13 protein-coding genes and 2 pseudogenes are annotated in these 15,050 nt (G+C 50.7%); all 15 read left to right on the top strand.

Annotated elements, in window-relative coordinates:
- Positions 1-3 precede the first annotated feature (3 nt).
- The 15 genes and pseudogenes from fliD (at position 4) to MPL1_RS00255 (ending at position 14,989) form a co-directional block, all read left to right on the top strand.
- A complete protein-coding gene (gene fliD / locus MPL1_RS00325; RefSeq protein WP_009725139.1) occupies positions 4-1,374 on the top strand; it encodes a flagellar filament capping protein FliD in 1,371 nt (456 codons plus the stop codon).
- Positions 1,375-1,487: 113 nt separating this feature from the next.
- Positions 1,488-1,892, top strand: coding sequence for a flagellar export chaperone FliS (gene fliS, locus MPL1_RS00320; protein WP_009725138.1), 405 nt, complete (start codon positions 1,488-1,490; stop codon positions 1,890-1,892).
- Between the two features lie 5 nt (positions 1,893-1,897).
- Positions 1,898-2,203, top strand: coding sequence for a flagellar protein FliT (locus MPL1_RS00315; protein WP_161604002.1), 306 nt, complete (start codon positions 1,898-1,900; stop codon positions 2,201-2,203).
- A gap of 187 nt (positions 2,204-2,390) precedes the next feature.
- The gene (locus tag MPL1_RS00310; RefSeq protein ID WP_009725136.1) at positions 2,391-3,872 is read left to right on the top strand and encodes a sigma-54 interaction domain-containing protein; all 1,482 of its coding nucleotides are present in this window, start codon (positions 2,391-2,393) and stop codon (positions 3,870-3,872) included.
- A gap of 115 nt (positions 3,873-3,987) precedes the next feature.
- Positions 3,988-5,202, top strand: a complete 1,215-nt coding sequence (locus MPL1_RS00305; RefSeq protein WP_009725135.1) for a sensor histidine kinase — start codon at positions 3,988-3,990, stop codon at positions 5,200-5,202.
- Positions 5,202-6,572: a sigma-54-dependent transcriptional regulator gene (locus MPL1_RS00300; protein ID WP_009725134.1), complete on the top strand. Its 1,371-nt coding sequence runs from the start codon at positions 5,202-5,204 to the stop codon at positions 6,570-6,572. Before MPL1_RS00305 ends, MPL1_RS00300 begins: the two co-directional genes overlap by 1 nt.
- Before the next feature lie 54 nt (positions 6,573-6,626).
- Positions 6,627-6,962, top strand: coding sequence for a flagellar hook-basal body complex protein FliE (fliE, locus tag MPL1_RS00295; protein WP_009725133.1), 336 nt, complete (start codon positions 6,627-6,629; stop codon positions 6,960-6,962).
- A gap of 32 nt (positions 6,963-6,994) precedes the next feature.
- Positions 6,995-8,682 (top strand): annotated as a pseudogene (fliF, locus tag MPL1_RS00290) (flagellar basal-body MS-ring/collar protein FliF).
- Positions 8,682-9,692 carry a flagellar motor switch protein FliG gene (gene fliG, locus MPL1_RS00285; protein ID WP_009725132.1) on the top strand — a complete coding sequence of 337 codons (1,011 nt, stop codon included), beginning with the start codon at positions 8,682-8,684 and terminating at the stop codon, positions 9,690-9,692. The pseudogene fliF and the gene fliG overlap by 1 nt, the downstream one beginning before the upstream one ends.
- Complete coding sequence (locus tag MPL1_RS00280) at positions 9,679-10,371, top strand: flagellar assembly protein FliH (RefSeq protein WP_009725131.1); 693 nt, start codon at positions 9,679-9,681, stop codon at positions 10,369-10,371. The genes fliG and MPL1_RS00280 overlap by 14 nt, the downstream gene beginning before the upstream one ends.
- Positions 10,355-11,750 (top strand): annotated as a pseudogene (gene fliI, locus MPL1_RS00275) (flagellar protein export ATPase FliI). Before MPL1_RS00280 ends, fliI begins: the two are co-directional and overlap by 17 nt.
- Positions 11,751-11,801: 51 nt before the next feature.
- On the top strand, positions 11,802-12,245 hold the full coding sequence (gene fliJ, locus MPL1_RS00270; protein ID WP_009725130.1) for a flagellar export protein FliJ: 444 nt from the start codon (positions 11,802-11,804) through the stop codon (positions 12,243-12,245).
- Between the two features lie 290 nt (positions 12,246-12,535).
- The gene (locus MPL1_RS00265; protein WP_009725129.1) at positions 12,536-12,832 is read left to right on the top strand and encodes an STAS domain-containing protein; all 297 of its coding nucleotides are present in this window, start codon (positions 12,536-12,538) and stop codon (positions 12,830-12,832) included.
- Between the two features lie 18 nt (positions 12,833-12,850).
- Entirely contained in the window at positions 12,851-13,213 is a 363-nt protein-coding gene (locus MPL1_RS00260; RefSeq protein ID WP_009725128.1) for a response regulator, read from the top strand.
- 21 nt (positions 13,214-13,234) lie between these two features.
- A complete protein-coding gene (locus MPL1_RS00255; protein WP_009725127.1) occupies positions 13,235-14,989 on the top strand; it encodes a chemotaxis protein CheA in 1,755 nt (584 codons plus the stop codon).
- Positions 14,990-15,050: the final 61 nt, after the last annotated feature.

The raw sequence follows: 15,050 nt of genomic DNA, 5'->3' as shown, positions 1-15,050 counted from the left end.
GTTATGGCAATTACCGCTGGCGGTATTGGTTCGGGTTTGGATATTGATGGTCTGGTTAGGCAATTGGTTGCGGCAGAGCGGCAGCCCGTGTCGTTACGGCTGGATCGGAAAGAAGCCAGTCTGCTTGGAAACTTGTCTGCTTATGGCACTCTCAAGAGTGCCTTAAGTACCTTTCAGACCGCTGTGAAAGGTTTGCAAAACCCAGATACCTTCCAGGCTCGCAGAACCTCATCAAGTAACACGGACCTTTTCACCGGCACGTCAACAAAAGATGCTGTGGCAGGTACCTACAGCATCAATGTGCAACAACTGGCACAAGCGGCCAAGATGCGCAGTGACGCCTTCGACCCTAGTGAAAACATTGGCACAGGTTCCATGACGCTCAGTCTGGGCAGTGACAGTTTTACGCTCGATATTGATAGTGAAAACAACACGCTTGAAGGTATTCGAGATGCTATCAATGCAGCCAGTAATAATCCTGGCATCACAGCATCCATCATCTCAGCAGGGCCAGGTGACAGTCGACTGGTATTGACTTCTAACCGTGTCGGTGAAGGCAATGATATTTCCATTACGGCGACTGATGACGATGTTCCCGGTGGTGGCCTGGAAAGATTCAATAGCCTTAACACCGTTCAAGCCGCTCAGGATGCAATTGTGTTTGTCGATGGGCTGGAAGTTCGCCGCGACAGCAATACCGTCTCGGATGTGATTCAAGGTGTGACATTGAACTTGCGAAAAGCTGATGAAAACGTCACTGGCACACTCACAGTTACCTTGGATACGGCTTCTGTCAAAACCAGAGTTGAAACCTTTGTCAGTGCTTACAACGAACTGGTTGGAGTGATGAATCAGTTGTCGGCCTTCAATGCAGACACAGGCGATGCCGGTCCTTTGCTTGGAGATTCGGCGTTACGTGGTGTTCAGAGTCAGATCCGACAAGCGCTTTCAGGTTCTGTAGGCGATGGCACATTTTCCACATTGGCAGAAATTGGCGTGACCACCAACTCCAGTGGTCAGTTAACCATTAACAACACAAGACTGGATGAAGTCATTGCCCAGGACTTCAGCGCGATTGCCAATCTATTTGCTTCTGAAAATGGCCTGACAAAAACGCTTGATGGCATCTTGGATCGCTATGTCGCAAGCGATGGCATTCTCAGTTCACGCACTAATGGCATTCAGTCCAGAATTGGACAGATCGACAATGAGCGTGAGCGGCTAGATACCCGTATGGAAGCCCTGGAATCAAGATATCGTGCGCAGTTTACGGCGATGGATATCCTGGTCGGGCAGCTGCAAGGCTTGAGTGGCTATCTGGAACAACAGCTGTCAAACCTGCCACAGCCCAATTCAATTGGCAGACGGCGATAAGCGCGATGATGCGGTTTGAAGAAAAAACTCACTTTCAACTATCAAGCCAACAGATTCTCGGTCGATAACCTATTTGCAGGGTGAACTAACCGCTTATGAATAAGGACTCCAAGATGAATGCAAGTCTTGCAACGCAGCAATATCGTCAAAACCATATCCATGGCGGTGTTGAAAGCGCATCGCCGCATCGTTTAGTTCAGATGTTGATGGAAGGAGTGGTTGAAAGGATAATCAACGCACGTCGTTTTATGGGGCAAGGTAATGTTGCCCAAAAAGGTGAGCAGATCAGCTGGGCAATCGCCATCATAGATAACCTTCGAGCGTGTCTCAACCCGCAAGCGGGTGGCGAAATGGCTGTGAACTTGCGTGAGCTCTATACCTACATGGAGCAGCGACTGCTGGAGGCCAATCTCAAAAATGATGACAGCATTCTTGATGAAGTCGCTCAATTGATGCTGGAGATCAAAGCTGGCTGGGATGCAATTCCCACAGAACTTCATGACAACCGGGACGCATGAGTTTGATGTCTGAGCTGAAGAAAACTATCGGCCAGGGCATTGCGCTCAGTGAGCGTCTGATCCAAATCGCTGAACAAGGCGATTGGGAGGTTTTTCAGAAGCTCGAGCCGCAGAGGCAAGCGCTGGTCAAGCAGCTGGATGTCTCAACCGTCGATCCTGATGAAGTGACCCAAGTGCGTGAAGGGTTGGCACAATTAATCAGTCTCAACGAACAACTTGAGCAACTATGTCAGTCACAACGTACTGAGCTGTTGCAGCAATTACAGTTACTCAAAAAAAGTGACAAGGCGCGTAAGGCCTATCAGGAATAAAGCATTTTCACTTTTGTGAACTTTGCCCTCCAAACGTAACAAACACATCCCGAAAGCATCATGGAACAAGCCCTCGTAATGGTTGGTATTCACGTGTCATTTTTTTGACAAACCTTTCCTGATGATGCTTAACTGCCACTAACAGCCTGTAGCCATCTGGTGCGAACAATATGAGGAAAGCCATGCAATGAGTGCCAATAACGTCCTCGTCATAGAGACTGACGAACAACGACGCGAGATGTTATCCACCCTGATTGCATTCATTAACTGCCAACCGCTTGAAGTCAACGGTGCCGATGCCTGGCCAGAAGTGATTGACGAGTTGGATGATGTGGCGATGGCAATTGTTGGCGACTGCGGCGACAAACATCAAACCAAGCAATTGTTGAGAGAGCTGGTCAATCACGAAGCCAGAGTCCCGGTATTCACGCTGGAATGTCCTAACTGTGAAGTTGTGGATTTCCCCGGTGTGCTTGGCTCGCTCAGATTCCCAATCAAATACCCACAACTCAGTAACGCCTTGCAGCAGGCAACTTTCTATCGCGGGCAACCGCGCCAACGTGATCAAGTCACACCATCATTCAGAGTGCTGGTGGGCAACAGTCCGGCAATGAAGTCGGTACAAAAGATGATCGACCAAGTTTCCGACTCAGAAGCCAATGTACTTATTCTGGGCGAGTCAGGTACGGGCAAGGAGGTAGTCGCGCGCAACCTACACTATTACTCATCACGCCGCGAAAAACCGTTTGTGCCCGTCAACTGTGGCGCCATCCCGGGTGAATTGCTTGAAAGTGAGCTGTTCGGCCATGAAAAAGGCGCGTTCACAGGAGCCATCACTGCCCGCAAAGGTCGTTTTGAAATGGCAGAAGGCGGAACACTGTTTCTTGACGAGATTGGCGATATGCCAATGCCAATGCAAGTCAAGCTGCTGCGAGTACTTCAGGAACGAACCTATGAGCGGGTGGGCAGTAACAAAACTCAAGTAGCCAATGTCAGAGTGATTGCAGCCACGCATAGAAATCTTGAAGATCAGATCAAAGATGGCAAATTTCGTGAAGATTTATTCTATCGCTTGAATGTGTTTCCGATTGAAATGCCTGCGCTCAGAGAACGGCCGGAAGACATCCCATTACTGATTAACGAACTGATAAAACGCATTGAACATGAAAACCGGGGCACGGTTAGATTGACGCCGGCGGCGATTGGATCGTTATGTCGCTTTGCCTGGCCGGGTAATGTGAGAGAGCTGGCCAATGTTGTTGAGCGGCTGGTTATCCTCTATCCATACGGCACGGTTGATTTTGATGACTTGCCGGAAAAATACAGAGTGGAAGGTGATGAGTTACCTGATGTGATTGCTGAGATCATTGCGGCAACCCCTGCCTCGGCCAATAGAATTGCCCCACATAGCCAACAGGTTGAGTCAGATACTGCAACACCCGACGATGCACCAGATACTGTGATCACACCACAAGCTGTGATTGATAATTTGCCCGAGGATGGTCTTGATCTGAAAGAACATTTGGCTAACCTTGAATATCTGCTGATCAAGCAGGCATTGGATGAAGCCAGTGGTGTGGTGGCTCATGCTGCACAACGTTTGAAGATGCGACGCACAACACTGGTTGAAAAAATGCGCAAGTATGGTATTCAGCGAGATGGTGAATAGTAATAACGCCTGTTGGTGACAGAATACTTGTCCGCCACCATTTTGACTTGCATCTTCAAGTGTTTGATTTTTAACTGATATTATTCGGGGGCATGGTTTTTGCACAAATGGATGCATGAATCCATTTGGTGAAAATGTCATGCATCCAGAATTATCGGTTACCCGTGAGCCTCGCTCAGCGCTGCCCGTTAGCAGTGCATCCTCCGATTTAGTCACGAACAATCAGGTATTCGATTTTAGTCGTGGCTTGTCACAAGCTGTTCGCAAAAACCGCCAAGCGGAAAATACCCGAAGACTGGAAAATCGAATGACCCGTCTGATGCAGGTTTTGCCTGCAGGCGTTGTGGTTTTGGATGGTGCCGGACGAGTGCAGCAGAGTAATGCGGCGGCGATTGCCTTGTTGGGAGAGCCACTTAACGGTCAAAAATGGATTTCGGTAATTGATCGTGCCTTTTCGCCTCAACCTGATGATGGACACGATGTATCACTGAAAAATGGCCGACGCTGTCATATTTCAACCAGCCCTCTGGAAGACGAGCCTGGCCAGATTGTGTTGTTGCAAGATGTGACCGAGACGCGAGCACTACAGCAAAAAGTGTCTCACTTGCAGCGCTTGTCTGCCATGGGAGAGATGGCGGCAAGGCTCGCGCATCAAATCAGAACACCACTTTCTTCAGCGTTGCTGTATTTGGCGCCAATACTGAAACAGCAGACCGAACCTGAATTAAAGCAACGTTTTGCCAGCAAACTACATCAGAGTCTCACTCATATGGAGCAGCTGGTGCGCAATATGCTGGCTTTTGCCCGTGGTGATATGAATGAAACCGGCCCTGTCGCCCTGGAGCAATTACTGGACGAAGTACAGCAACAGTTCGATGCTCAGCCAGATGCCCAGCGATATGCTTTGCAGGTGGTGAATAGTGTGGTTGATGGCTATCTCTATGGCAGTCAGCCCGCTTTGGTCAGTGTACTCAACAATTTACTGAATAATGCCAGAGAGGCCTGCGGTGAGCAGGGTGAAATCACTATCTACGCAGATTATGTGGCGGGTGATGCGGGCGAGCAATGCATTGAAATCACCGTCGAAGATAATGGTTGTGGCATCAGTGCAAGCGACAAGGATCGGGTATTACAGCCGTTTTTCACCACGCGTCCCGCTGGAACAGGACTTGGACTGGCGGTAGCCAGCTCAATTATCAAGGCACACAAAGGCAGCTTCTGGCTGGACAGTGAGCCTGGCGAAGGCAGCACGTTCGGCATGCGACTACCTATATATCGCCCTTATATGGGGCCATCCACTCATCAGATGACTCGAAGAGGAGTTCAATAATGAAACAATCAAACATTCTGGTGGTTGAAGATGACATCAATTTACGCGGTGCTCTGTGCGATATTCTAGAGTTGGCCGGCTATCAGGTGACAGCCACGGATCATGGTCAGGCGGCTCTGGACAAACTGAGCAATGAAAGCTTTGGTTTGCTGCTCAGTGATATTCAAATGCAACCGATGGATGGTCATACTCTGATGCGTAAGGCCAGAGCCATGTTGCCGTCACTGCCGATCGTCTTGATGACCGCTTATGGCACTGTGCAGAGCGCTGTCGAAGCCATGCATGAGGGAGCCTGTGATTATCTGATTAAGCCGTTTGAAGCGGATGATCTGCTCGACAGAGTTCAGCGTTACGTGCGCACGGAGTTACCCGCCGAAGAAATGGTCGCAGTGTCCAAAGCCTCACAGGATTTGTTGACACTTGCCAGACGCGTTGCAGATACCGACGCAACTGTCATGATTAACGGCGAGAGTGGCACGGGTAAAGAGGTACTGGCACGGTTTTTACACAAACATTCCGCGCGTCGTAATGGTCCATTTGTGGCGATTAACTGTGCTGCAATTCCTGAAAACATGCTTGAAGCAACCTTGTTTGGTTATGAAAAAGGGGCTTTCACAGGGGCAAGTCAGGCCTATGCAGGTAAGTTTGAGCAGGCGCATACCGGCACCATTTTGCTGGATGAGATATCGGAAATGGATTTGGGCCTGCAAGCCAAGTTACTGCGCGTTTTGCAAGAGCGTGAGGTAGAGCGTATTGGTGGCAGAAAAGTATTGTCGCTCGATGTGCGAGTGCTGGCGACCAGCAACCGGACACTCAAGGATGAGGTCATTGCCGGCCGTTTCAGAGAAGATTTATTTTACCGCCTCAATGTGTTTCCACTTCGCTTGCTACCGCTCAGAGAGCGTGTTCAGGACATTGTGCCCTTGGCACAACAATTATTGACACGTCACTGTCGAAACCAGAGTCGTGTGGTGCCGTTGATTGACGATTCGGCAGTGGAGGCGCTTCAACAACACAGCTGGCCGGGCAATGTTCGCGAGTTGGACAATGTTTTACAACGTGCACTGATTTTGCAATCAGGTCAAAACCTGTCCGCCAGAGATTTGGCATTTGAGCGGTTTACCACAGAGGCGATGCCGTCTGTGACAAGTTTTTGGGAGACGCAAGCGCCGGTCAGCGTCCAGGCAAATGATGATTTGAGAAGTCATGAGCAGCGTCATATTTTGGAGACTTTGGCAAAACATGGTGGTAGCAGAAGGCTCTCTGCTGCTGAGTTGGGCATAAGTGAGCGAACACTCCGCTATAAGATTGCCAGGTTCAGAGAAGCGGGTATCGAGATTCCTGACAAGTTTGGCAAGAAGACTGCATAACCCCTGTTAGAGACGATTATCTGACATCAACCCCAATTTCTGTGGAGCCACGACATGATTAAAGCGATTGATCCTAACCAGCTACTGATGCAAATGCGTGCGATGCAAACCCAGGCCACCCAGTCTCCGACTAACATGCCGGGTCAGCAAGACAATCAATCAGGTCGTGTAGATTTTGCCAACTTGATGAAAGGGGCCGTTGATCAGGTCAATGCCACACAGCAATCAGCCAACTCACTCAGAACGGCATTTGAATTGGGGGATCCCAATGTCAATCTGGTGGATGTGATGATCAGTTCACAAAAAGCCAGTGTGGCGTTTGAGGCAACGGTACAGGTGCGTAATAAACTGGTACAGGCCTATGAAGAAGTGATGCGGATGCCAGTTTGAACTTGGCCCCCCTAATATCAGAGAGTCTATAAATGGAAAACGCACCAGTAACTACCAGACAAGGCGCATCAACAGGTACGGGTCTAATGTCCGGCAATTCAGCGCTGGCCATTATGCAAAGCAACATGGCACGTCAGCCTGCGACAAAACAGATCATGTTTTTGCTGGCAATCGCCGCCAGTATCGCCTTGGGTGGCTATGTGTTGATGTGGTCACAAACACCGTCATACCAGGTGTTATTCAATGGCATGCAAGCCCAGGAGTCTGCAGAAGTTGCTGATGCCCTGCAGCAAATGCGAGTGAATTACAGGCTCGATCCCAGCAGTGGTGCGATATTGGTTCCGGCTTCAGAGCTTCAGGGATTAAGAATGCGTCTGGCGGCAGAAGGTCTGCCTCGAAGTGCTTCCCAAGGTATGGACATTCTGAATCAGGATCAGGCTTTGGTACCAGCCAATTTATCGAACGTGCCCGCTATCAGCGAGCACTCGAACAGGAACTGTCCCGCTCAATTAGTGAGTTACAGAATGTGCGCTCGGCGCGTGTTCACTTGGCGATTCCCAAGCAGTCGGTATTTGTCAGAGATCGTAAAGCGCCTACCGCTTCGGTGGTGGTGAACCTCTATTCAGGTCGGACACTGGAACGCAGTCAGGTTGCCGCGATCACCCATATGGTTGCCTCCAGTGTCTCGGACATGACCAGCAGTGACGTCACTGTGGTTGATCAGCGAGGTAATTTGTTAACACAACCACAACGCGACAGCACCATCGCAATGAGCGACAGTCAGCTGGAATACACCCAAAAGCTCGAGCAACTCTATATCCAGCGGATTGAAAATATTTTGATGCCGATTGCTGGTATGGGTGGCGTCAGAGCTCAGGTAGTTGCTGATGTTGATTTCACAGTTACAGAGCAGACTCACGAGAGTTACAATCCGGATCTGGCCGCACTGCGAAGCGAACAATTGCGAGAAGATGAGCGTGTAGGTGCTGGCGGTCCGTTGGGTGTGCCCGGCGCATTGGCAAACCAACCTCCAGGTGGCGGCATTGCACCTGAACAAGCTTTGCCACCTGAGGGTGAGGAAGCGGCTCAGCAAGTGATTCCCGGTAGTTCCAGCAGACAGTCAACCCGGAACTTTGAACTCGACCGTACGATTAGTCACAGTCGCCTGGCACCTGGAGCTGTCAGAAAGCTGAGCGTTGCGGTGTTGATTGACGAGCGCAGAACAGTTGATGCTGGTGGAAATGTCGTCTCAGAACCATTGAGCGAGACCGAGATGGATAGAATCAACGCCTTGGTCATGGATGCGGTTGGCTTCAATGTGGCCCGGGGTGACAGCCTAAATGTGGTCAATGCGCCTTTCATGGAGACCGAAATCGAACCATTGCCATCGGTTCCGATCTGGCAGCAAGCCTGGGCATGGGATATTGCCAAGCAAGTACTCGGTGCCATGGTTGTATTGTTCCTGATATTTGGTGTGCTTCGTCCAGCGTTTCGTGATCTCAACAAAGCACCTGCGGGTCAGCGCACTGCAGAAGGCGATCAGGATAGTCTGACCGCTCAGGTTGCTGCCGCTGCTGGCGCCGGGGGTGACGAGATTGCTAAACTGACGACAGGTTCAGAGACAATGGAAAAGCAACTTGATAATGTACGCAGTCTGGTGCAACAAGATCCTGCATTGGTTGCACAAGTAGTCAAAAACTGGACAGCGAGTGACGCATAATGGCCGAGCAAAGCCGTAAACTGACAGGTACAGAAAGAGCCGCAGTCTTCCTCCGTTCCCTGGGGGAAGAAGATGCGGCACTGGTGTTGCGGCACATGAACCCCAAGGAAGTACAAAAAGTCGGCACGGCCATGGCCACACTTGCCAATGTCACCAGGGAAGAAGTCAAATCAGTGCTCGACACTTTTGTCAGTACCGTTGAGCAGGAGACCGGACTCGGTATCGGCTCCCACGATTATGTGCGCAAGATGCTGGTAGGGGCACTGGGAGAAGATCGGGCTGGAAGTATTCTGGACAGGATCCTTTCGGGTGGAAATACCAGTGGCCTGGAACAGCTCAAATGGATGGATCCTCGCGGTATTTATGAAGTTATCCGGCTGGAACACCCGCAAATCATCGCAATTGTCTGCTCATTTCTGGAAGCTGATCAGGCGGCGCAGGTGTTGTCGATGTTCCCTGAACGGGATCAGGCGGGCGTGCTCTTGCGGATTGCTACACTCGACGGTGTTCAACCATCTGCACTCAACGAATTAAATGACATTCTCGAACGTCAGTTCAGTGGTAATGCCGGTACTCAGACCACGACGGTGGGTGGCCCCAAAACGGCTGCTGATATTCTCAACTTTGTCGAAAGCGCCCGCGAAGCGGCAATCATGGAGAAAATTAAGGAAGCTGAGCCTGACTTGGGGCAGAACATCGAAGACTTGATGTTTGTGTTCGAGAATCTGATTGATGTCGACGACCGTGGCATGCAAACCTTGATGCGAGAAATTCAGACGGATCAACTGCAACTGGCACTTAAAGGTGCAGATGAAAACCTCAAAGAAAAATTCCTGCGCAATATGTCACAACGCGCTGCCGAAATGATGCGTGACGATCTTGAAGCAATGGGACCAGTGCGCGTCAGTGACGTAGAAACTGCCCAAAAAGCGATTCTGGCTACAGCAAGAAGTCTGGCCGACAGAGGCGATATCATGCTGGGCGGTGGGGCTGGCGATGACTTCATCTGATGAGTTATTGACCGAACTACCGGATGTTTTATCGGCAGAAGAACTAGCCAATGCTTACAAGCGCTGGCAAGCCCCCAGAGTGTTATCTGCTGATGATGCCGAAAAAGAACAAGCACAGAGCCTCCTCAATATTGAAGCACTGGAGTCGCTGCAAAAGCAGGCTGAGGAAGAAGGCTACAAAGCGGGGTATGAATCAGGCCATCAAGCTGGGTTCAGCGCGGGACTCAAGGCTGCAGAAAATGAAATCAAGCAACGGATTGAACACCTGCAGTCCATTGTGGACTTTTTAGCGCAACCGCTGGAATCGCTGCACGAAACCATGGAGCAGGATCTGGTGCAAATGGTCATTTTGATGGCTAAGCAACTGGTTCGTCGTGAATTGAGCACTCAGCCTGATCAAGTCGTCGCAGCGATGCGTTCAGCATTGACTGCATTGCCATTGAGTGAACGTAAGCTCAAGGTTTATGTGCATCCACTGGATCTGGAAATTCTTCAGGGTGCATTCTCAATTCAGCAAGATGAGCAAAAGTGGCACTGGATTGAAGATCCGCTGCTGACACGAGGCGGTGTGCGGCTCGAAACCGCAGATACCAGTATTGATGCCACGGTAGAAGCTCGCCTGAACAGTCTGATTCAAGCTGTCTGGGGGGAGGCTCGACATCATGACCCTGCGCAGTGAACAGCATCATCGGCTGCAGGCAAAAATCAAGCAGTTTGAACACAAACTACAGCAGGTTGATCCTCAATCCTTGACGGTTGCCGAAGGGCGTCTGACCCGCATGGTCGGATTGACGCTCGAAGCGGTCGGTTTTCAGGCCCCGGTCGGCAGCCGCTGTGAAATTCATAGCCATCATGGCGGCACTATTGAAGCCGAGGTGGTGGGCTTTCATGATCAAACCCTGTTTCTGATGCCGACTGGGGATATCCGAGGACTGGTGCCCAATGCCCGGGTTCGCCCCATCCGCAATGATTCAATGGTGCCGGTCGGTGAAGCATTGCTTGGACGAGTGGTGGATGGGGCAGGCAAACCATTGGATGGCAAAGGTCCGCTTAATGTTCATGATAAACAGCCTTTACATGGACAGCAGGTCAACCCCTTGGCGCGCTCACCTGTCAGAGAGCACCTTGATGTCGGGGTACAGGCAATCAACGCCCTGTTAACCGTTGGTCGTGGCCAGCGACTGGGGCTGTTTGCCGGTAGTGGTGTCGGAAAGAGTGTATTGCTTGGCATGATGACTCGCTTTACTGAAGCCGATGTCATTGTGGTCGGACTGATCGGTGAGCGTGGCCGAGAGGTCAAGGAATTTATCGAAGATATTCTCGGTGAACAGGGACTGTCTCGTTCAGTTGTGGTGGCTTCTCCGGCCGATCACTCACCACTGATGCGGTTGCATGGCGCGATGCTGGCTACCAGTATCGCTGAGTATTTCCGTGATCAGGGCAAGCAGGTCTTGTTGCTGATGGATTCTTTGACACGCTATGCACAGGCACAGCGAGAAATCGCTTTGGCTATTGGTGAGCCTCCTGCGACCAAAGGCTATCCACCTTCGGTATTTGCGCTGCTGCCTCAACTGGTAGAACGTGCTGGCAACGGCCCCGAGGGGGGGCGGCGCGATAACCGCAGTCTACACAGTTCTGACTGAAGGTGATGATCAGCAGGATCCTGTGGCAGATGCTGCGCGTGCGATACTGGATGGCCACATTGTCTTGTCACGGCAACTGGCGGAATCAGGCCATTATCCAGCGATTGATATTGAGGCTTCCATCAGCCGGGTGATGCCACAAGTGGTCAGCGCTGAACATTTGAGACGAGCCCAGATTTTTAAGCAAATTTACTCCACCTATCGACAGAATCAGGATCTCATCAACATTGGTGCCTATGCTTCTGGCAGCGATACCTTTATTGATCAGGCCATTGCGGCTTATCCTCAGCTACAGGCGATGCTGAAGCAAGCCATGCATGAAGCACGCAACTGGACTCAGAGTAGCGATGCCTTGGAAAAAGCCTTGATGTCGCCAAGTAGTCATCTTCCTGATACCGTTTCCACAGGCTTCTAGAGTCTTACTGAAAACAGTGTCTGTCAGGCTCAAAGACTATAGAATTGAGTGATGAATCGAGCTGCTAAATTATCACCTGTGGTAAAAATGGCTTCGCAAGCGGTGGAGCAAGCTGCACGCGGCCTGGCAGAAGCGAACGCGGTGTTGCAGCGGGATCAACAGCAACTGGACAGCCTGCTCCAGTATCGTGAGGAATACCTGCAGCGTTTCAGACGTGCCGACCCGATGCACATGCCGGCTCAAAAAGCATTGGAACTTCGTGCATTCCTCGCACAGCTCGATCAGGCAATCACGCTCCAGGAACAACAAATTCAACGTTCCAGAAAAATCGTTAATCAACATCAACAACATTGGCAGGAGAAACGTCAGCGAGAGCAGGCGGTGCAGACGCTTGTCACTCGTTATCAGATTGAGCAGCGGCAGCAGTTGTCTCGCAAGGAGCAATCAGAAGCCGATGAACACTCCATGGCTTTGTGGAAAAGAATCCCTCGTTAGCTTGCCAGAACACAATCGCTGGCACAGTCTCTGCAATTAGTATCAAGCATTCACGCCAATCGCTTCGTAGCAGTGATTAATTCGTCAGAGTTTGAGGTGAGTGAATGTCGGCAAGGCCCATATTTCATTGAGGTTAGCCATCATAACCTTGGAGAAAATATGGCTATTGAGACACGCAAATACCGGTAATCAAAGCGGCAATATTCGCCGCTGAACTGACAGCCGGCGGCAGATTGAGCCAGTAGAGGCTGGCACAATATTTCAGTCGCAGCTTGAAAAGAGGCCTCTTGATGACAGATTCATCGTTAAGCACCATCGAGTTGGGTGACAAGCTCACCGTCGCAGAGGTAACAGACTGTTACCTGCGTATGCTTGAAGTGCTGCTCGCTGGTGAGGCAGTATCGATAAACAGCGCGAATCTTCAACGAGTGGATGCCGCAGGGGCCCAACTTGTATTCGCTTTTGCTCAAGCCTGTGCGCAGCAGCAATTACCGATTGACTGGCAGGAGCCTTCTCAGGCCCTAAAAGAAAGTCTGGAGTTATTGGGGCTTGCCGAAAAAATAAATATCCAACAACAACATATCTGACATCGAGAGGACAGCTAAATGGCAAATATTCTAACCGTGGACGATTCCGCTTCAATGAGGCAGATGGTTGCTTTTACACTCAAAGCGGCCGGACATTCGGTCACTGAAGCCGCCGATGGGCAGCAGGCATTGCAAATTGCCAAGGGGCAGTCATTTGATCTGGTATTGACTGATGTCAATATGCCGGTGATGGATGGACTGGCGCTGACACGTGAGATCAGGCAATTGCCAGGGTATCGATTTACGCCGATCCTGATACTCACTACAGAAGCTGGAACTGATAAAAAACAAGAAGGTCGGGCGGCAGGTGCTACAGGCTGGTTAGTCAAACCTTTCAACCCGGAACAGCTTCTGGCCACGGTGGCCAAGGTGCTGGGTTAGCGGCAGGATCGGGACCCTGACATGACGATTGATGTCAGCCAGTTTCATCAAGTGTTCTTTGAAGAAAGCTTCGAAGGGCTGGATGTGATGGAAAATGGCCTGTTGAATCTGGCGCAGGACAGCAGCTCAGAAGCCATCAACACTATCTTTCGTGCGGCTCATTCCATCAAAGGGGGCGCGGGCACTTTTGGTTTTAATACCATTTCGTCTTTTACTCACCTGATGGAAACCTTGCTTGACGAGATTCGTAACGAGCAGCGAGCCATTAGTAATGAGCTGACCGGTGTATTGTTGAAGTCGGTTGATGTGTTGAGAGGTATGTTATCGGCTGTTCAGGCAGGTGAGGAGTTTGACCAGGCGGAAACATTGCAGGCGACGACACAACTGCAGAACCTGCTGGATGACACTGCAAGCGGTGAAACTGTGCCACAGGCGTTCAGCCCATCGGCCGACTCGGATGGATCTGAGCGTAATAGCTGGCAAATCAGCTTCAGTCCTTTTGCCGACTTGATGTTCACTGGTAATGATCCGGTTCGAATGTTTCGTGAGCTCAATCAACTCGGCAACATGTCGGTGAACGTGGATACTGCTGCGTTACCGGATTTTGCTGACCTGGAACCAGAAAACCTCTATCTGAATTGGCAATTGCACCTTGACGGCGAGTTTGACAAGCCCGCACTTGATGAGGTGTTTGAGTGGGTTGAGGGTGATTGCGAACTGACCATTGAAAAGGTCGAACCGCAGACGTCATCACCTGCGGTAGTGACTGATCTGCCTGAGCAGTCTTCATCGACAATCACATCGGTAACAGTCGCTGCCAGTCCAGAGGCTGGGCGCCAGAGCCAAGCTCAAACCCAGGCAGTCGCTTCGATTCGAGTCGCGACCGACAAAATTGATGCGCTGATCAATATGATGGGTGAGCTGGTGATCACGCAATCCATGCTTGGACAGATTGGTGAAGATTTCAGCCCTGAAAAACTGGCTCAACTGAAAGATGGGCTGGTTGAGCTAGAGAGGAATACCCGGCAGTTACAGGAAGGTATTCTGGGCATTCGCATGTTGCCGATAAGCTTCGTGTTTAATCGTTTTCCACGTCTGGTGCATGATTTGTGCGAGAAAACCGGCAAGCAGGTTGAACTCAAAATCACCGGTGAACAAACTGAACTGGACAAAACGGTCATGGAGAGCATCAGTGATCCGCTGGTGCATCTGGTGCGCAACTCTATGGACCATGGCCTGGAGTTGCCCGAAGTTCGTCGGGCTTGCGGCAAGTCTGAAACAGGCGTTTTGCATCTGCATGCTTCACATCAAGGCGGCAATATTGTCATTGAAATCACCGATGATGGTGCTGGCCTGAATGAGCAGAAAATTTTTGCAAAAGCGGTTGAACGCGGCTTGATCCGTGCCGATGAGCAATTGTCCGCAGACAGGATTCATGAGCTTATTTTCCTGCCCGGATTCTCCACTGCTGAAGCAGTCAGCGACCTTTCTGGTCGTGGTGTTGGCATGGATGTGGTGCGCAAAAACATCCTGAGCCTCGGGGGTTATGTAGAGGTTGAGTCAGCGCCTGGTGTTGGCTCGAAATTTACCATTCGACTGCCACTGACGCTGGCCATTATGGATGGTCAAACCGTCTCGCTTGGCTACGAGAAGTTCATTATTCCGTTGCTTTCAATTGTTGAGTCAGTCGAGATTGTCAGCAGTGATATCAAAAAAGTCTCCGGTAAGGGTGAACTCTACCTGCTGCGTGAAGAATATATTCCTGTAATCCGCTGAGTGAGGTGTTCAATTGCCAGCTCCGCTGCTGCTGAGAAGGTCTCATGGTGGTGGTGAGGCT

Origin of the sequence: Methylophaga lonarensis MPL (assembly GCF_000349205.1) — a bacterium.
Lineage (GTDB): Bacteria > Pseudomonadota > Gammaproteobacteria > Nitrosococcales > Methylophagaceae > Methylophaga > Methylophaga lonarensis.
Note: the sequence above shows the minus strand (reverse complement) of the source record. Positions and strands in the feature narration are given on the sequence as shown.